This is a genomic window from Aliidongia sp. (assembly GCF_035943795.1).
Classification (GTDB): Bacteria; Pseudomonadota; Alphaproteobacteria; order ATCC43930; family CGMCC-115725; genus Aliidongia.
Genome location: NZ_DASZBY010000111.1, coordinates 37,408 through 61,362, shown reverse-complemented (window position 1 = coordinate 61,362; position 23,955 = coordinate 37,408). Strand labels below are relative to the sequence as shown.

Below are 23,955 nucleotides of genomic sequence, written 5' to 3'. Positions count from 1 at the left end.
CCGGCGGGGCGACCCTCCTCAATTCCATCCAGCAAGGCGACCTTCCGGGCATCGGGATGGTCGTCATCGACGGGATTGTGCGCGCTCAGCGCTCGCGCAATACGCCGCCCGCCGAGCGCCTGCCCGAACTGCTCGCAGACGCAGCACCTCGACCGACGGGCTCGTCGCACTGACGCCCGTCCCCGCTTTCACTCAGCCAAGGATAGGGATGAATCATGTCCATCACGAAAGAGCCGCTCGTCACGTCGACGCACAATGCCCCAGAGTTCAAGCACCCGGACGACATGGAATGGGAGATGGGCCGCTTCAAGAACGTTACCAAATTCCTGTTCCACCCCCGGCCGGAGCGTCCGACCGAGCCCAATCTCGGCTTCCTGAAATACGAGCCCGGCGCCGGCTTTCCGCTGCACAAGCATGATTTCGCCCAGGTCTGGTACATCATCGACGGCGAATTCAAGATCAATGGCAAGGTTTATGGCCCGAGCACGCTCGCGTTCATGCCGGATCCCCACTTCGAATGGGAAATGAAGACAGACACCGGCGGGACGGTGCTTTTTCTGCAGTATCCCGGCCCGACGACGGGCGCGCTGCCGGTCTACGATGGCCGCATGAACCTCAAGGAGGTGAAGCCGACCGTGGCGGAAGATCTGGAGCACTGACCAGCGCGCAGGGCGTCTCGAGGGGGCGGGCAATCAGCTCGCGCCCTCAGCCCAGAGTACCAGTATCAGTCCTCACCCTCGCTGACTTCGAACGAACTTATCTATCTTCAGCACACCGGCATCGTCCTCGTCCCTTCGGCGCGAATCCAAGCCGCGCCGGATGCAGTCTGGCCTATCGTCCGAACGGCTGTACCGCCAGATCGAGCAGCTCGAGCTGCAACTGGAGGAACTGGAGGCCACCCCTGCCGGAGGCCACATTGCGTTCTGGTTCGACAACGGGCGCACGATCTTCATCGAAAACGAAAATGACCAATCAGCTTTTCGAATAGCGTGAGCTTGCCGTCAAACTGTGAACAAGCGCGGCGGCTCGACCCCTCCTGTGCTTTCGAGATCAAACACGTGAGGCGTCGATCGGCACTGGAACGCCGTACCGATTTATCAGGAACGACATCACCGCCATTTCCCCGATCGACATGGACGATCTCATCTATCTACACATTGATGATGTGTATCGATCGCGACTGAGAAACAGTGGGATATTTGCCCGTTGACACTCGCCCTGGCTAAACGTTTCCAGCGCGCATCGGGTTTCCTTACAGCCGGCGCCTAATCACGAGTTACCCCTGACCAGCTGCCGACGGGAGGCCAGATAGCCAGCGCGTGCACCTGTATAACATTTATTTATAGTATATTACAAATATAATACATTTTCTATATTGTAAAATCTTCATGCCACGATACTTATGCATAGGCGTTTGAGGAACCTCTGACGAAGAAGAGAAGCCCCGGCGGGCGAGGGTGGTTGAAACCGGGCCTATTGCCCGAGGCGACCTGTGCCCGGCGAAACCACCGAACCAGGGCCGTCGAACCTCGCCAGCTGCGAGGCGATGCCATTCGAAGACTGTCTCCCAGCAGCGGACCTTAAGCAGATTTGGCGCGGCAAGCCCGGCTATTCCCGTGGTTTGCGTTTGAGGAATCGCGCGTCGCCCCCCAAGGCAGTGGGGTCGGCGCGCTCGAATTGATGAGGCGAGCAATGGAGCGGATATCGTTCGACGACGGCTACGGTCCGATGGCCATTTCACCGCCGCCCCCGCCCCCGCCCCCACCACCCCCGCCACCGCCGCAGCAGCAGGCGACCCGGACCGCGCTCGACAACTACCGTGCCGGTAGTCCGAGCGATGAGGCGCATTTGTTGACGGCGCTGTGGAACGAGGCGCTCGCCGATGCCAAGAACGGCAGCGACAAGAGCGCAGGTGATCCGGCCCAATCGCTGCTAGCCGATCCCAGTACCTACAACGCAGTCCGTACGAAGCTGCACCAGGAGTATGACTCGTCCCTGCCGCGGGGCATGACGCCGGCGCAACTGGATTCGACTTTCGCGTCGGCGGCGGCCAATGCGCGGGGGCAGGCCGACCACGCGGCAACCACCTCGGTCCTGAAGCAGTACGCCCTGAACAAGACGCCGGCGACGAAGGCGGCTGTCCAGAATGCGGCTTTTTCCCAGGAAGTCGACGCGTACATGACGCAGCACGGCACGTACTACGCCGTCGGAACGGCGGGTTATACGGCCGAAGAGCAGAAGATGCTCGCGGACCCGAAGGGCCTGGGCCAGGCGGAAGATGCCTTCACTGCGTCGATGGCCGGCGGCCCGCTACCGGCCGGCGTGCAGCAAAGCGACCTCGGCAGCCTCGCGCAGGGCGGCGAGCTCGACGCCGCGAAGACGCTGCTGCCGCAGCAGACCGCGGCTGCCGTGACGTCCTACGGCCAGGCGGCGTCCCATCAACCGGGCGCACCCGATCTCAAGACGGCGACGAGCGGGCTCGAGACGGCAGGCTTCGATGAAGAGGTCTTGGACTATGAGGAGGGGCACGGCGGTCTCTATGCAGCCCCTGGTTCGGCCAAGTGGCAGGCGGACGCTTCGGCCTTGCTGAGCCACCCGCAGAGCCTGCAGATCGCGCGCGACGCGGTCGCGGCCAACCATGCCTCGGCGCTGTCGACGAGCGGCCTGGACCTGCGCCATTTCGGTGCGGACCTCTGGGCCGGCGAAAACATTGCCAAGGCCCAGATCCTCGAGCAGCAGGACGAAGCCCTGCCGGACGAGTGCTATGCCGACAGCTCGCCGCCCGATCTCGATGCGATCGACCGGCAAGAGCATGGCGAGCAGGATGGCGTCAAATCGCTGTCGAGTTCGCTCGACGATCTGCCGTCGAGCGGCATCGATCCGACGCTCGGTCGCCAGGCGCTGATGGCGAATGGCTTCGTGCCGACGCTGTCCGGCCAGATCAATCAGACGATGCAGGCCGTCTCGACCTCCAAGGGGACCGAGTCCGACGGTGTTGGCTTTCTCTACCAGACCGTCCGGGGCGGCTCCATCGACCCGGAACTCGCAAGCCAGATCGTCGGGACGGCCGCGCCCACGCTCCATCGCTATCTGCAGGACCAGTCGGGCGCCAGCAACGATCAGGCGTCGCAGACCTACGTCTCGACCGCCGGCCTCTATGACGTGATGCAGAACGCGGCGCAGGCGGGCGCGCCCGGTGGTGCCGCGCTGGTCAAGAACATCGAGCAATGGAGCTACGACGCGGCGAACGCGACGGACTCGACTTTCTCGGCCAGCCGCTTCGGCCGTAGCCAAAGCAAGCTCGACAAGCTGCTGCCCGAGGTCGAGACCAAACTCGGTCAGCAGCACCTCTCGCCAAACCTGCTGCATGGCTGGGAAGCCCTGTCCGAAGGCCATGGTGGTCCCGCGGCCACCAGCAGCGGCAATCACGACAATGGTTGGGCTTGGAACGGCTTCCAGGGCGATCTCGACGGCAACAAGCAACTGGCCGCGACCCCGCTGCAGCCGAAAAGCCCGCTCGTTCCGCCGGCGGATCCGACGCTGACGGCGGACGAGACGCACACCGGCTACGACCAGGCGCTCGCGGCCGCGACGGGCGCCCAGCAGAACGGCTCGTTGCCGACGGGCGTCGACCCGAATGCGGCCGCGGCGGCCCAGGTCATGATGTCCGCCGGTTACGCCCCGGCCGACGGCCAGGCGCTGGCGCGGGCGATGATCGCCGGCAAGCAGCAGCAGCTCGATACCGCCTGGCAGCAGGACAACACCGGATCGCGCGAGCTCATGCCGGTCGACTACCTGACGGCGAAGGCGGCCGACGACGTGACCGCGCTCGGTCTCTTTTCGCCAACAACGGTGCAGCAGGCGGAAGCAGGCATGCAGGCATCGCTGCCGAGGGCGCCATCGCGCTCGTCCGTCGATGCCACGAACAAGGCGTACGACGATCTCGCGAAGGCCAAGGCCTCGGGCAATCCGGCCGCCCTCGCGTCGGCGCAGCAGGCGCTGAACCAGGCGGTCACGGCCGAACTCCAATCGGTCTATCGAGGCCAATTCGCCGGCAACACGCTGTTCACCGACGACGAGAACGCCAACTGGCTGTATCTGGCCGAAGTGCAGGTGATGCGGGACCATATGTCCAGCGCGCCTCTGCTGAAGCAGCTGCCGTCGCTGATTCAGGCTGGCGAGATCACGGCGTCCAGCCTCGGCAGCGGCAACGATCCCCGGCAGGCGGCGCTCTCGCTCGATGCCTCGCTCGGCCCGCTGCAACAAAACGGCGCCGATCCAGGCGGCAGCGTCACCCAGGCAGTGCTGGGCGATGCCCGCGTCCAGCAGTTGATCGCGAGCGAGGTGATGACGGCGACCACCGGCACCGATCCCGGCAACGGGCCGGCGACGCTCGCCCGTGAAGCGCAGGCGATCGCTCCCTATGAACAGAACGATCCGAACGGTCCGGTCGCGCGGCAGATCATTACGGGGGTCGTCGGGAGTGCGGCAACGAAGCTGGTGCTGGCGGACGCGTCGACCAAGGCCGCGGCGAGCCACGATCCGCTCGGCACCGCCGCACCGCTGATGCAGGCGGCCCAGCTCTCGCCAAGCCTCACGCTCGCGGTCTACGCCAATTTCGATGGGCGTGGTGCGACCGGCGGCGTGACGAACATGCTTGCCCAAGCCGCCGGCAACCTCAAGAGCGCTGCCGGCTATCGCGATGCTGCCATCATCTATGCGGCGCTGCCGGATGATCCTCAGGTAACGGGCGACCCGGCCGCGCTCGCCGCCGCCCAGAACGACAAGGTCTCGCTACTGACCGCCGTCGGCGGGCAACTCGGCAAGCCGAACGATCCAGCGGCGAAAAATCTGAAATCCTGGATCCAAGCCTCGTTCAGCGGCGCGAACTCGGCGCCCGCCTGGCTCGCCGAAGATCTGTCGACCGGCTACCAGTATCAGCAGAACGACAAGACGGTTACGGCCGGCAAGCTCGGCAATGCCGACCTCGTCTCGACGATCCAGGACGCGCTCTACCAGCAGAAAGCGGATGGCACGTCAGGACCCGCCCCGGCATCCGATACGACGGCCGAAGACATGGCCGACGCCGCCAGTGCCGACGGCACGACCTTGCAGCTGGCCACGTCCGACAGCACGCTTTCCGCCTATGTGAGCCAGGCCTACGGGCTGCGGCCGGGCGAGGTCTCGCCCGATACCATCGTCTACAGCGACACGACGCTCGGCCAGATGGTGGCTCAAATCAAGCGGCAAGCGGGCGTCGCCACGCTCGGCAACGGCAGTTCGATCGCGCTGCAGGCGACGCCCGTCATGATCGACGGGCAGCTGGCCGCCGGCTTCCGGGTACAGAAGCAGGATGGCTCGACCGTCTGGCTCGGCCCGACGGGTGCCATCACGACCGACTGGGCCGGCCAGAACCTGTCCCTGACCCAGCACGTGACCGGTACCGTCGTGCAGGTCGTGGGCGGCGTATCGGAAGCGGATGCCGGCGGCAACGCCAATCCGCTGCTCAAGCTCGACACGCCCCCGCCGCCTCCGCCGCACCATCAGTCGATCTGGGCGACGGTCGGCGAGGATGCGTTGGCCGTGACCGCCGGCATCGCGGGCACCGTTCTCAGCGGCGGCAATGTGCTCGTCGGGTTCGCCGCGGCCTTCGTCGTCGAAGAGGCGTTCGACACCGTCGAAGGCAAGGTCACCGTCGTCAAGTTCGGCGCAGATCTGGCCACCGGCCACGCCAGTTGGAAAGAGGCCGGGCAGTTCGCCGTCGATACCGGGACGGAAGTGGTCGAGGCCGCGGCCGACGCCGTCGGACCCGCCGCCGCCGGCTGGGTTTCGGCCAAGATCGCCGGTACGGCTGCGGTGACGGTGGCGACCGCGGCGACCGAAACCGCCGTCACTGCGACGACCGAGACTGCGGCCGCCGCGACGACCGGCGCGGCTACCTCGACCGCCGCGGGCACGGCGGCAACGACGTCGGCGACCGCGACGGAGGCCGGCAGCGAGACCGTTGCCGCGGCGGATGAAACGACGGCGAGCGTTGGGGCACAGGCGCCGATCGCCCTGTCGAGACGGGTGATCTCCACGGCCGCCGGCGCCGTCACGATGCAGGGCGTGCAAGGCGTCGCCACGCTTGCAAACACCGCGATCGCCGACGGAGCGCACGGTACCCTTTCGTGGGGGGACATCCGCCAGGCGGCGGAGCAACAAGGGATCGGCATGGCGCTTGCCGTCCCTACGGGCGGCCTCAGCGGTTGGATTCCCACCGGGCGGATCGTCGCCCAGGCCGTGGTCGGCTTCGGTTCGGGGCTCGCGCAGAGCGAAGTGTCGGACCAGGTGTTCGATCATCACAACCTGACGCGCGACGACGTCCTGGGCGCGCTCATCATGACCGTGCCGACAACCCTCCAGGACATCGTCTCGAACCACGACGGACAGGAAGTCATCCAAAATATGGCGCACGAGGCGGCGACGCCCATCGTGCCTTCCGAGCTTGACTCCGAGCAGCCAACGGATCGTTCCGACAGCGAGCCTGCGACCGAAACAGCGGCGTTTACCGTGCCGGCCGGGCAGGGCCCGGATCGATCGGAGCCCCTTCCTGTCGGAGAGCCGCCGGCCGACACCGCGGCGACGACCGTGCCGCCAGAGAGCGGCGTCGATCAGCCGGCAGATCCCGAAACCGTTCTTTCCGGCGCCTCGCCGCTGGCCCAGGTCGCATTCGCGACCTTGGAGGGAGCGGGTTACAGGTGGGACGACGCCACGTGGAACGCGGTCAACGACTATGTGGACGACGCATCGCGATCGCCCGACCCGGCCTTGGGTGATGCGGCGCAGAAGGCGCGAGCGGCGTTGGGCAGCGGCGATCGATCAAAGGGCTTCATCGTCCTGGCCCCGGAAGGCGAAGCCTTGGGCGCGCTGCTCGCGGAAGATATCCGCGTGCAAAGCGCAGGTGACCCCTATTCGGGCGCCTCGGCACGGGCACAGATCGCGTTCGGTGTCTTGAAGAAGTCGGGCAACAAGTGGACGAATGTCACTTGGAAGGCGATCAACGGTTACCTGGACGAGGCGGTGCAATCGTCAGATCCTGCAGTGCAGGAGGCGGCGCGAAACGCCCGTGACATCTTGGGCAGCGGCAGCCCGCCCGCGGGCATCCCCGTTTCGGAAGCGGAAAGCGAAAAGCTGGGGGTGCTGCTCGCTGCGGACATCCTGGAGACGCAGCGCACGCAGGCAGCGCGCCAATCGTCCGCGATCGCGTCCGATCCGGTCGAAACCGCGATCCGCAAACCGGCAGCCAGGCTCCTGAGCAGTGAAACTGCGGGTACCGGAGCCTTGGAAAATGTCCCGGAAGCCACTCTATTGAAGCGAATTCTCGTCGTGCTCGCGCATCCCGACGACGAGACCTTGAGCGCCGGCGCGTTCACGAGACTTCTCCAGGCAGGGTTCAAGATAGACACGGTCTATCTGACGGAATCCAACGGCGGATCGATGTATGGTTTGTCGAAAAAGGGAATGCCTGAAAAAAGCTACGACGCGGCAGGGAAGGAAGAGTCGGATCCGGTGGCTTACGCCGCACGGCGTGTGGGCGAGATGAGGGGATTTTGGGGGGCGATCAAGGGGAGCGCCGCCAATTTGGCCCATAGAGTCATGAATAATCCCGACTTCAACCCGTTCAATGCGCCCAGAAACAACGTCCGGTACGCCATAAAGGCCGATTGGGACATTCCGGCGATTCAACGGGAAATCGGCGGCAAGCTGGAGGAGCAGGACTACGATTTCATCTTCACGACGGGTAAGGATCCCAAAATCCACGAAGCTCATGACGAGGCGCACAGAATGGTCGATGACGCCGTTGCGACCTATACGGCGAAGACCGACAAGACCGCGCCTCCGATCGTCGAAGGCGTCGAAGAAGGCTGGTATAGTCTCGATGAGCTGAAGCCGCTCATTCCGAGCGAAACGATCGAGCTCAACCTCCATCCGAGCGAATTCGATGCGAGGCAAAGAGCGCTGGAACACGAATACGGCAGCCAGCCGCCGGGCCATTCAAAGACCTTCGGCAATGCTCGCGAGCGGGAGCTCATGCGCATTCCGGCCATGCCGCCGGAGACGACAGCGGCGCTTCTGAAAATCCTGTCGGCCCCGCTAGCTGCTGCCGATGAGACCGCGCTGAATTCAGCAGAAGCAGCTCCTCTCACCAGGATCACGGTGTCGAAGAGCGACCCGGCGACGGTGGAGACTGTGCCGATCGCGGATCCTTCAAAGCGTCCCCCATTGGTCGGCCCGCAGACGACGGCGGAGCTGCGAGATCTGATGGTCGATTACTGGCAGCTCGCGACGAGCGGCGCCGGCGAGCGCCCGGTTCCGATGACCTCGGGGCAGGAGCCGCAGTGGTTCTATCTGACCCAGGCCGGCGCGCCGCATGTTCCCGAGCATACCTCGCTGCGGGATCGGCTCGATCTCAAGGGCGATGACGGCAGCTTCTGGCATGGCCCCCGGAGGGACGCGGTTGCCTATGTCTCTTCCGATCAGCCGCTTCATGAGGTCATCGGTCCCGCAGGGACGGGCCTCGACCTGGTCGGGAATACCCGTCCCTGGGCGAACATTTCAGGGGCGCAAGCGGAAGCGAACCTGCTCTACAAGACGAAATTCACCAACAACCCCGGCGAGCAGGCGATCGAATGGACGCCGACCGTCTATAAGCTGATCGGCCCTCCGGAGGTTCTCGCCGCTGCCATCAAGAGTGGCCATATCGATCCCGAACTGATCGAAGGCGGAACGGCGATCATCAATTCGCGGGCCGGCTTGTCCCACTATACGGCGATGAACGCCGCCGCCAAATACAGTCCCAAGCCCGGAGATGTGCTCACCGCCCCGGTCAAGAAAGGCATGACCCCCAAGCAGGTTCGGCGGGGCGTCTACAAGGCCGCCCGCAATCTCACCGGAACCGCCGCGGGCGTCTATGTCGGCGCGCGGTGGGGGTATGAAGGAGGCCAATATATGGCGACCCGCGGCTTGCTGGCCACCACCGGGCTTGGCATGTTCGGCTATCGTGCGGCAGTCGGGGCCATGACGCAGATTGCGAGGAACCGACTTGGCAGGCAGCTGGTGCCGGTCGGCCAGGATACCCGCCCAGGCCTCGACGGGGTCCGTCAGCAAATCGGTGGCTGGCGCGGGATGGTCAGAGGAATACGGCCGTCGGATCGGAACAGCCTGGCGCTCGCGGGCGAAATCCTCAAGATCAACCCCGAGGACGGTGATGCCTATCGCATCCTGGATGGGGCGCCCGGCAGTCTGGTGTCGCCGAAAAGCGAGCTGGGGCGCGTGCTCGAGCCGCTCCGGCAGGCGAGTCTCGCGATCAACCATGACGCTGGCGGGCTTCGCGAGGTGCTCGATTTGGTAGCGGATCCAAAGGACAGCCTCGTCGCATCATCTCTCGGATCGCTCTCGCAAACGGCGACGGCGGCGAGCAATACGGCGACGGTGAGCTTCACGCCGGTCCACTTGGCCGGCGATGCCAGCGTCCTCATCCCTCGGGGCCTGGCCAATCAGGCGGAGCGGGATGCGATGGACCATGCCGTCCAATCGGAGGGCGAGAAGCCGCGCGCGAACTATCCTGGAAATGAAGGCCGGTCCCGGTTCGTCCAGTTCGTTCAGGGGCTCGGCGATCGCGCCAATGTGATCTATCCGAGCGAAAGCCCCGTCGGCAGTCGCGTGCGCAAGCCGTCGTTCGTCGCCCGCCTGCAGGAATTTTCCATGAAGGGCGCCACCATCGGCTCCGTGCCGTTCATGGCCGCCGATGTGCCGCACGCGATCCAGGCCTTCAGCTCCGGTCATCCGGTGGCGGGTCTGATCCAGGTGGGCTACGCGCTCGGCGACATGGTGTTCATGAACGGGTACCGGAACGCCTATGTGGACGCGTTCCGTGCCAATCGTGAGATGGGCCCGCTCGTTCGGCAAAGCCGGGTCATCCCCTGGCTCAACGCACCGCTGAAGGGCGCGGAATCCAACCCCACCGACATCACGAAGCCGCGTCTGGTGGACAAGGGTATTCTCAAGACCTACTCGCCGCTCATCGTCGTTGGTGCCGGCATGAGCCTTCGCGTCCTGCTGGGCCTGCTGGCTCCATGGGATCCGAAGAATGGTCGATCCCGGAAAGCGGCTTCCGTGTCGTCGCGGTCATCTTCGTCGGCATCGACCCATGCGCCGAACTCGTTGCCCACGGCAACTGCAGCAATTTCGTCCGTTCCTGGTTGAATGGAAACTCGGGTGGAATTCTCGGCAATCAGGCGGCCTTTCAGCGTGCTGGAAACGCCGCCAGCGGAATTTTTTTTCCGAAGCGCCTTGGACATCCTGGCACCAAAGTGACGGAGAGGGTCTATGCTCGCTTCAATCCTGGCTTTCTTCAGAATGCCAGGGCATTGGACGACTGATGAACAAGGCTCTTCTCTTTTGCGCGATCGCATCCCCTTCGTTCCGGAAGATGCTCCAGAGTGCCTGAAACGGGGCGCGCAACATGTCGTAGAGCTGGCGGGCCGGGATACCAGACGGTCTGAGTTACGAGGGCAATGACGGATTCCACGATAGAGCGCCTTCTAGCCGCATCGGGCTGTCTCGACTTGTTGTGGTCCAGTTGGGATGCTTGCCCGGTCGGCCCGGTGGTTCGACAGCGGCTGGATAGACTGGCTCGGACTCTGCCGCCCGTACCCCATATCGGGCTGGAATTGAGGCTCGGAGGCGGGATCGACCGAGTGGATCTCCACCAGCTGCTCAACGCAAACGAGATTTCCGGCTCGGGACACGTCCTCGACCATCTCGATGCCCTGTCGCATGCTGGTGATGGAGGTGCCGCGGCGCGGCTGCATCGCTTCCTCGACGCCTGGGCGCGAGGCAATGCGTTCGGAACGGTCTTCCGGGACATATATCTGGAATACGACTTGCCGGACGGTGAGGACTGCCGCCTCGCGCGGGTGCCCGGAATTTTTCTCGACGTGCACAACCGAAGCGAAGATCCGCGGGACCGGGCCGCGCGCGAGGCATTGATGCTCGACGCAGTCGCCCGGTTGCGGGGCGGGCTCGAACCCGAGATCGCGGCGAAACTCTCAACATGCTTCGCGGCAGCGGCGCGGGTCGGTTCGATCGGCCATCTGGGCGTGATGGTGGGCCGCGTGGGTTCTGCGATCCGCGTCAACATCAAGGATCTAGGCCGGGACGACCTGCTGCCTCTGCTCGAAGCGATCGGATGGCCCGGCGATCGCCCGGCAGCGCTGGAGGTGTTCGCCAGAATGCTGGATGAGGTCGATCTCGTGACGGTGGCACTCGATCTGGACGGCGATTGGCAACCCTCCCTCGGCGTGGAAGCCTTCATCAACCGACGGCGCGCCGCTGATCCGCGATGGCGGCGGCTGTTCGAGCTGCTCACCGGCGAAGGGCTATGCTTACCCGCCGAAGCGCAGGCACTGCTGTCCCTGGGGGGCAGGATCACCCCTGGTACCGCGGCGCCACCCTGGCCCGCGTCATGGGCCGTCGCGGCCATGCTGGCGCCGAGGGACCGCCTAGCCTCGTTCCAGTGTGCGCTGACCCATGTCAAAGTCACGCTCGACGGCAAAGGCGCCCGGCAGGCCAAAGTCTATGTCGGCATGCATCACGAATGGCAGCTGCCGGCGGCGCGCGCCGCCACCGACGATCGGAGCCGACCCGCGTCGGCACTTCCCTCCGAAAGGCTGTTGAGCCAAGCGATGGACCGCGCCCTCGACTTCCTTGCCGCTCGCCGTCGGCAAGGCGGCTTCTGGCGTGACTTCGACCTGTCGATCGGCGAAAGCGACGAATGGGTCACCGGCTTCATCGCCTGCCAGCTCGCCCTGGCGGGACAGGAGCGCGGCCGAAGCGTCGCTGAGCAGGCGATTGCATGGCTGCTGAGGCGCCAACGGCCGAGTGGCGGATGGGGCTACAATGCTGTCAGCCCGCCGGACGCGGATTCGACGGCCTGGGTCCTGCATCTCGCCGCGGCTCTGGGCATCGCATCACCCGCGCTGGAACCGGCAAAGGCCTTCCTGGCGGAACATTTTCTGCCCGATGGCGGCGTTGCAACCTATGGACCGGCAACCCCCATACGGCTGGATGATCGCGTGCTGACGACGGCGGAGGCCGCCGGCTGGCGGCAGGGCCATGATTGTGTGCTGGCGAACGTGGCGCCGCTGTTCGGTGGCGACACGCTGGCGCGGCTCCGTCGACGCCACCGGCCCGACGGCGCCTGGACCGCCTATTGGTGGGACAATGATATATTCGCGACGGCCCTGGCCGTTGACAGCCTCAATCCGGCGGATGATGCCGCAGCGATCGCGGCCGCCCGGACCTGGTGTCTCGCGCTCGACCCCGCGAGCCTGTCGACTTTCGACCTTGCCTGGGTGCTCCGTCCGCTGCTGAACCACGGGCCAGCCGTCGACGGCATGCCGGCGTTGACGCGGTTGCTCCAGTTGCAGGAACGGGACGGTGGCTGGCCGGCCGGCGCGCCTCTGCTGCATGTTCTTCCGCATCAAACCGACCGGGACGGTGCACCACCCAAATACATCGATCAGGAGCGGTGTTTCACCACTGCTTCTGCGCTGGCCACCCTGGCGCTCGCACGGCGTGCCATCGAGCCGGTATCACACAGGAAAGATCGATGACTTATCAGGCCGCCATGGCATTTCTCGAGGCTCTGTCCGGACAGCCGGACATAAGGCCCGCTCCGGCAGCGACCGAGAACTACCAAGAACTGGCGCGGCATGCGACACGGCTTGGTTTTCCTTGCACCGCGCAGGAACTAGATCAAGCCTTTCGCCATAGCTATAATATTCTTCACGCCGCCTGGCGAAAAAAACACCTATGAATAGGCGTTCGGCACGGTGCCGCTGTCATTGCCGCTGCCGGAAGCGTTGTGCTTAACAATCTCCGCCACTTCGTCCGTCGAAGTGATTTCCGGCTTCACATAAGGAATTCGAACCGATTCCCGACTCTTTATCTCGGTATTGACGGACATACTCACCAAGCCTTCATTTTGCCGGTTTTTCTTAAGAACGAGAATTTAGATGCCACAATCATAAGAGAAATGCAACCGTCGCCAAAGCGAAAAAGATGGTGGATCGAACGGTAACACGGTTGCTGCAGTAATTTCTCATGATCGACGCGTGTCGTTGAAGATTTCTTCAACTATTGTTCGAGATAAATCAGGCAATGCATCCAGGCCGCGTGGCCGGAGGGCCCTGAGAATCGGAACCCGGGACGCAACCAGGCATTGGCGTTGAAACAGAATCGCCTGCCCGGCGGGCCGAAGCGGCACGAAAGGCAGATAGAGTTCGGCCGCCAGTGCCAGGAATGCCTCCCGTGGCGACAATCGTTCCAGCACCGGATCCTCAATCCCGGGCGTAAACCCGCCGAGCAGCAGAATTGCGCTGAGCGGTACCGGAGCGATCGAGACGGCCGGCTCAAACTGAATATGGCGTTTCGCTGAATCGAAGATTGTCGGCCAGTCGGACAAAGCTTCGCCCAGGTGTTCCAGACTTTGTGGCCAGAGCTTCACGCCCCCTTGGCCTGGCAGGACGAGCGGACTATTCGTGCCGGCGACGATGACGCTCATATCATCGCTCAGCAGCGTGCCGCCGTGCTGGATCAGATGGGCCACCAGCGTAGATTTTCCGCTGCCGCTCGGGCCGGCGATCGCGACGGCGCAACCGCCCATCGCCACCGCTCCGGCATGCAGCGTCACCTGTCCCTCCAGACGCAGGATCAACCCGAGCACGGGGCCGAGGGCCAGATGCACCAGATCGCCCATCTGGGCCTCGGGCCGGGTCCAGACGACGCCGACGCGGCCGGTATCGGCGGCTATGACAAACTCGGCATGATCATCCCCGCCGCTGAAGCGGATCAAGTGGCGGACGCCGTCGGGGGTCGCCTGGCACCAAAGCCGCGCGGCCGTGGCATGGGCCCTCTTATCGAGCGGCACCTCGATCCAGCCAGGCTCGGTCAAGGAGGGCAACGCGAGCGGATCGCAGCAGCCGTCGAACATGAATGCGATGTCCGCATCCGCTCCCGCCGCCGCCTCGACCAGCCCGGGCCACGCGAAAGACAGGACGACCCGTTTGCCATGAAGCAGATAGCACGGCATGGGAAGCTTACCCGAACGCCGCGATGTCAGCCGGCTCGCGCCGGGACGGCAGATCGCGCAACCATATGGCCAACGTCCAGATGAAATAGATTTGCCCAACGGTCGCCTGATCCAGGCGCTCGGGATGGCGCAGCAGATCGGCCACGGCCGCGCGGTCGATGTAGGGCTGCATGGCGTCGAGCGAGAGCAGATCGAACATCCAGGGCTTCGGCCCGTCGCGCAGCAGCCAGGCCTTGATCGGCGTGCCGGCAAGCGCCGTCTTATGCCGATGCAGGACCGCGGCAGGAAGTCGTCCTGCCATCGACAGGCGCAACAGCATCTTGTCGCCCCGCCAAGGCAGTGGCGGTATGCCATTGACGAAACGGACCAGCCGGAGGTCGAAGAACGGATATCGGACCTGCAGCGGCACGCCGGTAAAATCCGCGTCCGCCCTGTCGAACAGGTTGCGCCAAAGGATATCTGTCGCCATGCCGGTTCCCGAGGGCGCCAGGTGCTGCTCCAGCCAGGCGAGACGGCGGTCGTCGATGTGTTCGCGTCGGGCGAAATCGCGGTCCAGCAAGCTGTCGGAACGCAGCGGCCACGACCGCCGCCGACCCGCGTGCCGGCGCTGGCGGACACCGTTCCAGGGTTTGCGCCGGTGGCGCAGGCCGAGACTGGCCATATCGGGCAGAGCGCGAAGGATTTCGGCCGCGCCCACGGGTGGCAGGCCGGCGAAATCGAAGAGCGGGTCGCCGCCATAGCCGCGCAGCAGCACGCGTGCATGGTCGGCGGCACGCGCAAAGACGGCATCGTGGGACGAGAGCAACGCCTGCGCCGGTTCCGGCGCGACATGTCGCGGGTTCAGGGCGATGGCCATATCGAGCAGCGGCTCGATCGGGAATAGATCGAGCGGCATATCGTGCTGCGCGGCGATCGTCCGTGCGAGGCGCCCTTCGTCATCGGGCAACAGATGATCGAAGTAAAAGGTGTGGGCTCTGAGGGCCCGTTGGGTCTTCGCCGGCCCCCACAGGGTCGCGACGCTGCTGGCGATACTGCTCGCGTCCATGCCGCCGCTGAGATCCGTCGCCACCTGCTCGCAGCGCAACCGGTCGCCGACCGCCCGATCGAAGAGTTCGCGAAAGGCGTCGACATGATCCGCCGGCCGTCGCGTGTGGGCCGGACCCGGTCGCGCCGGCAGCGCCCAGTAGCGGCAGTTCTCGACCGTGCCGCCGGCAGCCATCAGTTTGCAGCCGTTTTCCAATCGACGGATGCCGCGGTAGAAAGTGGTGTCGCACCGGGCATTCATGCCGATCGCCAGATGGGCAGCGATCGCGTCCTCCGACAGGCCGAGATCGACCGCCGGATGCGCCTTGACGCACAGCAGGCTGTTGCTGAGCACCAGGACATCGTCGATCTCGGCGACATAGAGGGGCATGATACCGAACTGGTCGCGGGCGGCCAGCAGGCGCCGCCGTCCTCCATCCCACAGGCAGAACGAGAAATCGCCGGCCAGGCTGTCGAGGCAGTCATCGCCCCTGATCCGATAGGCATGGAGCAGCAATTCGTCGTCGGAAGTGCCCCGGCCGACCGGGGCGCCGGCGGCGTTGAGCGAGGCCAGCAACCTGTCGCGATCGTCCAGACGCACGTCACCGACGAGGTACAAACCATCAAGCCCGATCGGGCCGGAGTGCCGTTCGGTTTCAGGGTCCGTACGCAACAGCGCGCAGCCCAGTCCAATTGAACCCTCGCACCATGTTCCCGTACCGTCCGGCCCCCGCCAGGCCAGTCCCGCAGTCAGGTGCGCCAGCAGGCGACGATCGACAGGGCGCCCGGTCCGGTGATGGATCGCGATGAATGCGCTCATGGCCGGCTTAATCGGCCTCGCGCGCGACTAGCAGCTTCTTGGCCAGCAAGTCTTCGACCAGTTCCCGCACGTCGTTCTCGGCCGTCGCACGGTCGATGTCAAACGTATCGACAAGCCGATCGATCGCCTCTTCGACAGAGCCGTCCTTCAGAAAGCACGCCCAAAGGAACGAAGCAGTTCTCGAAAGAGAATAGTATTTTCCGCCATTTATATCGAGGACGACGCCGTCATCGGCAATCTGGGAGAAGATGGCGGTCTCAGCAATCGACACTGTACGGGGAAGAGTCACAAAAAGGCCTAGCGGTTACTTGTTTGGACGATGCGGAATCTCTGAACATTCCCGGATGACGATGGCAACCGAAAATCGCCAATCAAAGCCCCGAGCCTGTCATTGGGATAGCCTGCCTCCGCTGCGGAAGCTATCATCCCGCCATGGGAAAGTGGTATCGAATCGCGTCGACGTTCCGCAGGCTGGAACGGATCGGCCGTCGCCGCCGGCGGCTTTTGTTCGAGGCGGCGCTATGGCTTTCGCTGGCGCGTGCGAGCATCCTGATCGTGCCGTTCCGGCATCTCGCCCCCCGTATCGGCCGTGTGGCGCCGCTGGCAGATGGGCTAACCCCTGTGCAGCGATCGACGCTTCTCGAAGCCGAGATCGAGCTTGTCCGAGACATCGGTTGGGCGGTGACGCGTGCGGCGCGCTATGCCCCTTTTGAGGCGGTATGCCTGCCCCAGGCCCTGGCCGCGAAGATGATGTTGCGCCGGCGCAAAGTGCCGGGGGTGCTTTTTTTCGGGGCTGCCCGGCGGCCGGCAACCGGCAGGTTGGAAGCCCACGCCTGGGTGCTGGCGGCAGGTGTGGAAGTCACCGGCTATCCCAGCGCGCACAGCTTCACGCCGACCGTCTGTTTTGTCTGACGCGACGGCAGCCCGGATCACGGGCACGGGGCCCGAAGAGCGGCCGCGCGATCCGCGCGGGAGTGCCGGCGATTTTCTGGCCGATACGATCAGCCCGGAATTCGGCTTGCTGGCAATGTGCTGCCGATGGCCGCCGTCGCCTGATCGCGACGCCGCCATCCGAGCGGCGGCGGCCCGCCCGATCGACTGGCCTCATTTCGAGCGCGTAGTCAGCCGCCAGCGGGTGGCAGGGTTGGTCTGGCATGGGCTGTCGCGGACCGGGATCGACATGCCGGAAGCAACTCGGCAGGCGCTTCGGAAAGCAGCGACCGCAATAGCCCGCAGCAGCCTGGCGCTTGCCGCCGAGTCGCTTCGATTGCAGGGCCTGTTCGACCAGGCGGGCCTCGATTGTGCTCAGGTAAAGGGGGCGACCTTGGCGGCGCTGGCCTATGGCAGCCTCGGCATCCGCCATGCCAAGGACATCGATCTCGCCGTGCCGGAGGTGCAGCTCTCAGCGGCATGCGGCCTGCTCAAGACCGCCGGCTATGAGCAGCAGCGACCCCCGCCGGAGATTTCGCAGGCAGGTTTTGACTTATGGCGGCGCTACGACAAGGACATCGTGTGGTGGCATCCGGCCAAGCACATCGAGCTGGAACTCCACTGGAACCTGACGAACCTCTCGATGCCGATCAATGAAACGCTGGATTTCTCCACGTTGCAGCCGATCGACATTTCCGGCTCCGGCGCCGTCAAGACGCTCCCGCCAGCACAGCTCTTTGTCTATCTCTGCGTGCATGGCGCCGGCCATGGCTGGTATCGCCTGAAATGGCTGGCCGACATTGAGGCGTTGCTGGAAGACAAGACCGGGAACGAGATCGAGGCGTATTATCGGCTAGCCCAGGAGACGGGCTCCGAGCGTGCTTTAGGTCAGGCATTCCTGCTCTGTGCGGATATTTTCGGCCTGGAGCTGCCGCCTGACCTGTCGGCGATGCTGCACCGCTCGCGCCGGGCAAGATTGCTGGCGCGCCTGGCCTTGATCTGCATGACCCGCGGCAAGGCCGAGACGGAAATCTACCAGCTGCCATTCGGCACGAGCGTCGTGGCGGTCTCGCATTTTCTTTTGGCGCGAACGCCTCGCGCCTTCTTGGCCGAGATTGCACGCAAGAGCATCAATTTGGAGGACGTGCTGTACCTGTCCCTGCCGAAGCGATTGGAATTTCTCTACTTGTTGCTCCGGTGGCCGCTTTGGCTTTGTCGCCGTTGGAAAAACGCAGCGACGAGATGATCCGGGGAAAGGCGGCGACCTCGTCGCAGCGGAAGAGCGGGTTCAAATCTCGCGCCAATGCTTGGTCCATCTGTCCGTTACGGCGATAAATCGTCGACATCATTCGATCTGGCTGGTCCACCAGCAAAGCCGAAGAAGGGCGGCGCGGATGCGTCTTACCGTCGGGGAACCCTCATCGCCACCGCGGGAAGGGAAGCGGACGCCCGGCGCACCGACCCCTCGATCCCTGTTCAGTGCGCGGGACCTAGAAGTCCGCGACCTGGCCCCAGGCTGAGGCATCGAAGCGCTCGAAGCGGTACGGCCTGGGATCGACGATCGGCTCTGCCCCCGAGATGAGATCGGCAACCAGATGGCCCGCGCCGGGCGCAATGCCGAAGCCATGCCCGGAGAAGCCCGCCGCGAGCATGAGGCCGGAGATTTTCGGGGTCGGCCCAATGCAGGGTACGCCATCGGGCGTGCTGTCGATGTAACCCGCCCAAGCTTCGGTGATGCTGGTCTGAGCGAGGCCAGGCAGAAGCTCGACCGCCCGATCGTATGTCAGGCGAATGGTCGACGGATCCGGGGCGGGGTCGAGAACCCGCATCCGCTCCATCGGGGTCGGCCGATCGAGCCGCCAGCGTTTCAGCGTCTCGTGGCCCGAGCGGGCGCCTTCGAGCCCGCCGGGAGCCAGGCTCCGCCAACGCTTGGCGAATATCGGCAGAAACTGTGGCGCGAAACGCAGCTGCTGCGGTGTCACGTCCACCCGACCGCGGCCACTGATGGCGAGCGTGTATTGGCCGTTGCTCCGTCGGGTGACCGAAACGCCGGCGGTATGAAGCGCGTCGGGCAGCCCGTTGGCGGCAGGCGCCGAGACCGCGAGGATCGACGAGCGGATCGAGGCCTGGGGAAATCGAATCCCGAGCTGGCGACAGAAGGAGGAGGCCCAGGCCCCGCCGGCGAGCACGGCGACCTTGGTCCGGATCGTGCCGCTTTCCGTCACTATGCTGCCCAGGCGGCCACCCTCGGTCTCGATGCCGCGGGCGGCGCAATTCTGATGCACGGTCCCGCCAAGCGTCATGATCGCGCGCGCCACGGCCGGTGCCGCCATGGACGGGTCCGCAGTCCCGTCCGTCGGCGAGAACACGCCCCCCTTCCAAAGGCGGCCGGTGGCGTGGCCGCGTTCGCTGGCCTCGGCGCGGTTCAGCATATGCGTCGAAACGCCGACCGTTTGCGCAAAATCGCGCCAGCGGGCCCAGCGCTCGAGTTCTTCGTCATCATTGCTCAGGTAAAACAGCCCACACCGGCGAAAGCCGGTAACCTCGCTGCTTTCAGCGGCAAAGCGCTCCCAAAGGTCGAGGCTCTTGGTAGCCATCGGCAACTCGCGCGCGTCCCGATTTTGCTGTCGGCACCAACCCCAGTTGCGGCTCGATTGCTCGGCGCCGATGGCGCCTTTCTCTAGCAGCGCGACCTTGATGCCCCGCCGCGCCAGGTAATAGGCCGCGAAAACACCGACGACGCCACCGCCGATTACCACGACGTCTGCAGATTTCGGCAGAGCAGGCGACGTCTCGACAGTGAGCAGCGGTGCGGGCATCGGTGGCATCTCCAGCGTTGCCGTTCAATCTAGGGATTTTGCGGGACAGGCGCTGCCATATAAGGCCCGCGCACGGCATATAATTCTGCGGCCCGGCTTTTCGGAAAATGATTATGCTTTATCGACGAATTCAGTCGCCCGTCGCGTGCTGCCTCGGCTGTGGTACAGTTTGGTTCGCCTGATCGCAGCAGTTTATGCTGCGCCCCGACAGCCGACGCTCCAGATTGGCGGGCCCATGAAACTCGATCGGATCGACGTCAAGATCCTCTATGAACTGCAGAAGAACGGCCGCATCACGAACGTGGAGCTTGCCGAACTCGTCAATCTCTCGCCCAGTCCGTGCCTGATCCGGGTCAAAAAGCTGCAGGCCGAGGGCTATATCGAGAGCTATTCAGCCCAGATCAATATTCGAAAGCTTGGGCCGACCCTTATGGTTTTCACTGAGATTACGTTGAAAAATCATAGGCATGCTGATTTTGCACGCTTCATCGCCGTCATTGAGAAGATCGCTCAGGTCATCGAATGCCATCTCATTTCCGGCGGCTATGACTATCTGCTGAAATTCGTCACTTCCGGGATCGAGGAATATCAGACGATCATGGAGCGGCTGAGCGACATGGACATCGGTATCGACAAATATTTCAGCTTCGTCGTGCTGAAGTCGCCGATCGTCAAGAATCACTTGCCATTGACGAAGCTGTTCCCGCTCTGATCCCCGGGGTCAATGGCGGCAATACTCGCGCACGAGCTCAGGGTTCTGGTCGAGCCGGTCGAGCCAGGATGGATCGAGCTTCGGCACCGAGGAGAACAGCAGCTGGGAATAGGGATGCTGCAGCGGCTTCGCTTGCCTCGGGCTGATCTGCTCGACCTGCTTGCCGCCGTACATCACCACGATCTCGTCGCAGATCGCCTCGACCATCGACAAGTCGTGACTGATGAAAAGATAGGACAGGCCCAATTCCCGTTGCAGTTCCTTCAGCAGCTCGATGATCGCGGCCGCGACGACTGTGTCGAGGGCTGAGGTGATCTCGTCGCACAGGATCAGTTTCGGCTCGGCGGCGAGCGCGCGCGCGAAATTGACGCGCTGCTTCTGCCCGCCCGACAGCTCCGACGGCCGACGCTGGCGCAGCGCGCGCGGCAGCCTGACCATGTCGAGCAGTTCATCGATGCGCGCGTCGCGGGCCTGCCGGCCCAGCCCGTGATAGAAGGCGAGGGGCCGGCCGAGGATATCCTCGATCGGCTTCGCCGGGTTGAGCGCGGTATCGGCGGATTGGAAGACAATCTGCATCTGGCGCAGCTGGTCGCGGCGCCGCTCGTGCGCCGAGGCGGCGAGCCGCGTGCCCTCGAAGGTCACGCGGCCGGAAGCGGCCGGCAGGATGCCCGCGATCGCCCGGGCCAATGTCGACTTGCCCGAGCCGGATTCGCCGATGATGCCGAGGTTGCGGCCTTTCTCGATCCGCAGGCTGATCGACTGCACCGCGGGGACGAGCGGCAGGCCGTTCGCCTGGATCGGGCCAAAGCCCGCGGTCAGGTTCTCGATCTCGAGCAGGGGCTGCGGGTCCGGCTCCCGCGCCGCCCGCTGGTCGTGTGGCTTGGGCGCGAAGGCGGCGAGCAGCTCCCTGGTATAGGGATGCTTCGCCGCATGGAGGATCTCCGCCGTCGTGCCGGTCTCCTTCACCTCGCCGTCCTTGAGCACGACAATCCGGTCGGCGATCTGCGCCACGACCGCGAGATCATGGGAGACGTAGACACCGGTGATCCCGCCACCGCGCATGACCGACTTGAATGCCTTCAGGACCTCGATCTGGGTCGTGACGTCGAGCGCCGTCGTCGGCTCGTCGAAGATGACGAGCTTCGGGTCACCGATCAGCGCCATCGCCGCCGACAGTCGTTGCAGCTGACCGCCTGAGACCTGGTGGGGAAAGCGCTCGCCGATCGTCTCCGGACTCGGTAACGACAAGGCCCTGAACAGGGCGATCGCCCGCTCGCGTGCCTTCTCCGGCAGCATGAGCTTGTGGATGCGGGTGACCTCGATCACTTGATCCATGATCTTCATCGACGGGTTGAAGGCGGCGGCGGCGCTTTGCGGGACATAGGCCATCTCGGTGCCGCGCAGCCGGGCGCGGTCCCGCTCCGAGAGGGCGACCAGGTTCTTGCCGTCGACCAGGACCGTGCCGCCGGAAATCCGGCAACCCGGGCGGGCATACCCCATGAGCGTCAAGGCCATGGTGGTCTTGCCCGAGCCGCTCTCGCCGATGAGCGCCACGATCTCGCCCTTGGCGATGTCGAGGCTCGCCCCTTTGATGATCTCGATCCGGCGGCCGGCGTCGGTCTTGGCCTCGACCCTGAGGTCGCGGATCTCGACGAGCTTCCCGCTGCCGGCCATCATGCGTTCCTGTCCCTGATCTTGTGCGGCAGGTTGTCGATCAGCAGGTTGACGCTGATGGTGAGGCTGGCGATGGCGAGCGAGGGCACGATGACCGCCGGGGCGGCGAAGGGCAGGCCGCCGATATTTTCCCGGACGAGCGCGCCCCAGTCGGCGTAGGGCGGCTGCAACCCGAGCCCCAGGAACGACAGGCCCGAAAGCAGCAGCACGATGAAGACGAACCGGAGCCCCAGGTCGGCCAGTACCGGACGGATGATGTTGGGCAGGATTTCGGCACCGATCAGATAGAGTGTGCCTTCGCCGCGGGTGCGTGCCACGGTCATGAAGTCCATCGTGTTGACGTTGACAGCGAGCGCCCGGCTGAAGCGGTACGCGCCGGGGATGTAGATGACCGCGAGCGTCAGAATCAGCACCGGAATCGACGAGCCGACCGCGGCCACGACCACGAGGCCGAACAGCTTGCTCGGGATCGAACTCATGGCGTCGAGGAAGCGGCTGAGGAACATGTCGACGAGACCGCCTGACGCGGCCGCCGTCATGCCCAGGCTGATGCCGCTGAGGCAGGCGATGACGACGGCGGCGAGCGAGATGCCGACGGTGTAGCGCGCGCCCATCAGGACGCGGGAGAGCATGTCGCGGCCGAGATAGTCGGTGCCGAGCCAGGCGTCGCCGCTGATCGGCTCGAAATAATCCGAGCCGACGATCTCGCCCACCGGATGCGGGATGAGGATGGGCGCGAACAGGGACACGATCACCCAGGCGAGAATGACCGCGAATGCGGCGATGCCGACCAGGCTGAACCGGTAGCCGAAGTGCGATCCTGCCGGCCGGGGCACGGCGGCGCTCGTCATCGCAGCCTCGGGTTGGACACGATGGCGACGATGTCCGCGGCGGTGATCAGGATGAGGTATCCCAGGCAGAAGATCATGGCGCAGCTCTGGATCAGCGGCAGGTCGCGCGTGGCGACCGCGTCGACCATCAACTTGGCGATCCCGGGATAGTTGAAGATCGTCTCGACGATGATGACACCGCCGATGAGATAGGACAGCGACAGCGCCACGGCGTTGACGATGGGCCCGAGTGCATTCGGCAAGGCGTGCTTCAACACCAGGCGGCCGCGTGAGGCCCCTTTCAGCCGCGCCATCTCGACATAGGCGGTGTCGAGCGTCTCGATCACGGCGGCCCGCGTCATGCGGATCATCTGTGCCGAGACGACGAAGGTGAGCGTGATGACCGGCATGGCGTAGATCCTGACGGCATCGGCGAACGAATGGACATTGTTCGCGAGCGAGAGCGCCGGCAGCCATCTGAGGTAGACCGCGAACAGCAGCACCGCGGTCGTCGCCACCATGAATTCGGGGATGGAGATGACGCCGATGCTGAGCACGGTCACGATCCGATCGTAGAGCGTGCCGCGCAGCATCGCGGCCGTGATGCCGAGCGTGAGCGCCAGCGGCAGGGAGACAAGCGTCGTGATCCCCGCGAGCTTCAACGTATTGACGAAACGCCCGCCGACCAGCGCCGCCACCGGCATCTTGTTGGCGTAGGACGTGCCGAGGTCGCCCTGGAACAGCCCCAGTATCCAGCGCAGGAAACGCAGGATCGCCGGATCATTGAGGTGCATCGCCTCGCGGAGACCGGCGACGGCCTCCGGCGTCGCCGCCTGGCCGAGCAGGATCGTCGCCGTGTCGCCGGGCAGCAGGCTGGTGGCGAAGAACACGGCGAAGGAGACGATCAGCAGCGTGATGATCGCGATGGCCAGCCGATGGAGGATGAGGGTCGCAATCAGGGTGTTCATCCGCACGCGCCCCCGTTGGTGCTCTGCTGCATAGGTTGCAAA

General features: G+C 64.7%; 16 protein-coding genes. 8 read left to right on the top strand and 8 right to left on the bottom strand.

The genetic code is table 11. The features are described from left to right. The first annotated feature begins 215 nt into the window (after nucleotides 1–215). The 5 genes from VGV37_RS21790 (at nucleotide 216) to VGV37_RS21770 (ending at nucleotide 12,862) form a co-directional block, all read left to right on the top strand. Nucleotides 216–659 carry a cupin domain-containing protein gene (locus tag VGV37_RS21790; protein WP_326881869.1) on the top strand — a complete coding sequence of 148 codons (444 nt, stop codon included), beginning with the start codon at nucleotides 216–218 and terminating at the stop codon, nucleotides 657–659. A gap of 160 nt (nucleotides 660–819) precedes the next feature. Continuing rightward, nucleotides 820–993, top strand: a complete 174-nt coding sequence (locus tag VGV37_RS21785; RefSeq protein WP_326881868.1) for a hypothetical protein — start codon at nucleotides 820–822, stop codon at nucleotides 991–993. Between the two features lie 699 nt (nucleotides 994–1,692). Continuing rightward, complete coding sequence (locus VGV37_RS21780) at nucleotides 1,693–10,248, top strand: PIG-L family deacetylase (protein ID WP_326881867.1); 8,556 nt, start codon at nucleotides 1,693–1,695, stop codon at nucleotides 10,246–10,248. A gap of 494 nt (nucleotides 10,249–10,742) precedes the next feature. Continuing rightward, entirely contained in the window at nucleotides 10,743–12,659 is a 1,917-nt protein-coding gene (locus VGV37_RS21775; protein ID WP_326881866.1) for a prenyltransferase/squalene oxidase repeat-containing protein, read from the top strand. After that, the gene (locus VGV37_RS21770; protein WP_326881865.1) at nucleotides 12,656–12,862 is read left to right on the top strand and encodes a hypothetical protein; all 207 of its coding nucleotides are present in this window, start codon (nucleotides 12,656–12,658) and stop codon (nucleotides 12,860–12,862) included. The genes VGV37_RS21775 and VGV37_RS21770 overlap by 4 nt, the downstream gene beginning before the upstream one ends. Here VGV37_RS21770 and VGV37_RS21765 read toward each other — a convergent pair. From VGV37_RS21765 to VGV37_RS21750, 4 genes are all read right to left on the bottom strand, one after another. Continuing rightward, nucleotides 12,857–13,012 carry a hypothetical protein gene (locus VGV37_RS21765; protein ID WP_326881864.1) on the bottom strand — a complete coding sequence of 52 codons (156 nt, stop codon included), beginning with the start codon at nucleotides 13,010–13,012 and terminating at the stop codon, nucleotides 12,857–12,859. The genes VGV37_RS21770 and VGV37_RS21765 overlap by 6 nt on opposite strands. A gap of 135 nt (nucleotides 13,013–13,147) precedes the next feature. Further along, nucleotides 13,148–14,137 (bottom strand): hypothetical protein, encoded by a 990-nt coding sequence (locus VGV37_RS21760; RefSeq protein WP_326881863.1) that lies wholly within the window; start codon nucleotides 14,135–14,137, stop codon nucleotides 13,148–13,150. Nucleotides 14,138–14,144: 7 nt separating this feature from the next. Further along, complete coding sequence (locus tag VGV37_RS21755; protein WP_326881862.1) at nucleotides 14,145–15,980, bottom strand: asparagine synthetase B family protein; 1,836 nt, start codon at nucleotides 15,978–15,980, stop codon at nucleotides 14,145–14,147. A gap of 7 nt (nucleotides 15,981–15,987) precedes the next feature. Continuing rightward, a complete protein-coding gene (locus VGV37_RS21750; RefSeq protein ID WP_326881861.1) occupies nucleotides 15,988–16,251 on the bottom strand; it encodes a PqqD family protein in 264 nt (87 codons plus the stop codon). 161 nt (nucleotides 16,252–16,412) lie between these two features. On the opposite strand from VGV37_RS21750, the gene VGV37_RS21745 reads away from it, so the two are divergent. Together VGV37_RS21745 and VGV37_RS21740 are read left to right on the top strand one after the other, a co-directional pair. Then, complete coding sequence (locus tag VGV37_RS21745) at nucleotides 16,413–16,892, top strand: lasso peptide biosynthesis B2 protein (RefSeq protein WP_326881860.1); 480 nt, start codon at nucleotides 16,413–16,415, stop codon at nucleotides 16,890–16,892. Next, nucleotides 16,885–18,156 (top strand): nucleotidyltransferase family protein, encoded by a 1,272-nt coding sequence (locus VGV37_RS21740; RefSeq protein ID WP_326881859.1) that lies wholly within the window; start codon nucleotides 16,885–16,887, stop codon nucleotides 18,154–18,156. Before VGV37_RS21745 ends, VGV37_RS21740 begins: the two co-directional genes overlap by 8 nt. A gap of 244 nt (nucleotides 18,157–18,400) precedes the next feature. On the opposite strand, the gene VGV37_RS21735 is transcribed toward VGV37_RS21740, so the two are convergent. Continuing rightward, entirely contained in the window at nucleotides 18,401–19,729 is a 1,329-nt protein-coding gene (locus tag VGV37_RS21735) for an FAD-binding oxidoreductase (RefSeq protein ID WP_326881858.1), read from the bottom strand. Between the two features lie 223 nt (nucleotides 19,730–19,952). Between VGV37_RS21735 and VGV37_RS21730 the strand changes: the two genes are divergently transcribed. Then, nucleotides 19,953–20,441, top strand: coding sequence for an Lrp/AsnC family transcriptional regulator (locus tag VGV37_RS21730; protein WP_349256466.1), 489 nt, complete (start codon nucleotides 19,953–19,955; stop codon nucleotides 20,439–20,441). 9 nt (nucleotides 20,442–20,450) lie between these two features. Here the strand turns inward: VGV37_RS21730 and VGV37_RS21725 are convergent, their stop codons facing one another. Genes VGV37_RS21725 through VGV37_RS21715 form a run of 3 tightly spaced genes read right to left on the bottom strand, consistent with a single transcriptional unit; the run spans nucleotide 20,451 to nucleotide 23,913 of the window. Beyond that, nucleotides 20,451–22,115 (bottom strand): ABC transporter ATP-binding protein, encoded by a 1,665-nt coding sequence (locus VGV37_RS21725; protein WP_326881857.1) that lies wholly within the window; start codon nucleotides 22,113–22,115, stop codon nucleotides 20,451–20,453. Continuing rightward, nucleotides 22,115–22,966, bottom strand: coding sequence for an ABC transporter permease (locus tag VGV37_RS21720; RefSeq protein ID WP_326881856.1), 852 nt, complete (start codon nucleotides 22,964–22,966; stop codon nucleotides 22,115–22,117). The genes VGV37_RS21725 and VGV37_RS21720 overlap by 1 nt, the downstream gene beginning before the upstream one ends. After that, the gene (locus VGV37_RS21715) at nucleotides 22,963–23,913 is read right to left on the bottom strand and encodes an ABC transporter permease (RefSeq protein WP_326881855.1); all 951 of its coding nucleotides are present in this window, start codon (nucleotides 23,911–23,913) and stop codon (nucleotides 22,963–22,965) included. The genes VGV37_RS21720 and VGV37_RS21715 overlap by 4 nt, the downstream gene beginning before the upstream one ends. Between the last annotated feature and the right edge of the window lie 42 nt (nucleotides 23,914–23,955).

Bases quoted from the DNA above. Each gene is read 5' to 3' on its own strand.
- VGV37_RS21760 (WP_326881863.1), bottom strand. From the start codon at position 14,137: ATGCCGTGCTATCTGCTTCATGGCAAACGGGTCGTCCTGTCTTTCGCG.
- VGV37_RS21720 (WP_326881856.1), bottom strand. From the start codon at position 22,966: ATGACGAGCGCCGCCGTGCCCCGGCCGGCAGGATCGCACTTCGGCTAC.
- VGV37_RS21745 (WP_326881860.1), top strand. From the start codon at position 16,413: ATGGGAAAGTGGTATCGAATCGCGTCGACGTTCCGCAGGCTGGAACGG.
- VGV37_RS21755 (WP_326881862.1), bottom strand. From the start codon at position 15,980: ATGAGCGCATTCATCGCGATCCATCACCGGACCGGGCGCCCTGTCGAT.
- VGV37_RS21785 (WP_326881868.1), top strand. From the start codon at position 820: ATGCAGTCTGGCCTATCGTCCGAACGGCTGTACCGCCAGATCGAGCAG.
- VGV37_RS21725 (WP_326881857.1), bottom strand. From the start codon at position 22,115: ATGGCCGGCAGCGGGAAGCTCGTCGAGATCCGCGACCTCAGGGTCGAG.
- VGV37_RS21715 (WP_326881855.1), bottom strand. From the start codon at position 23,913: ATGAACACCCTGATTGCGACCCTCATCCTCCATCGGCTGGCCATCGCG.
- VGV37_RS21790 (WP_326881869.1), top strand. From the start codon at position 216: ATGTCCATCACGAAAGAGCCGCTCGTCACGTCGACGCACAATGCCCCA.
- VGV37_RS21765 (WP_326881864.1), bottom strand. From the start codon at position 13,012: ATGTCCGTCAATACCGAGATAAAGAGTCGGGAATCGGTTCGAATTCCT.
- VGV37_RS21780 (WP_326881867.1), top strand. From the start codon at position 1,693: ATGGAGCGGATATCGTTCGACGACGGCTACGGTCCGATGGCCATTTCA.
- VGV37_RS21735 (WP_326881858.1), bottom strand. From the start codon at position 19,729: ATGCCCGCACCGCTGCTCACTGTCGAGACGTCGCCTGCTCTGCCGAAA.
- VGV37_RS21770 (WP_326881865.1), top strand. From the start codon at position 12,656: ATGACTTATCAGGCCGCCATGGCATTTCTCGAGGCTCTGTCCGGACAG.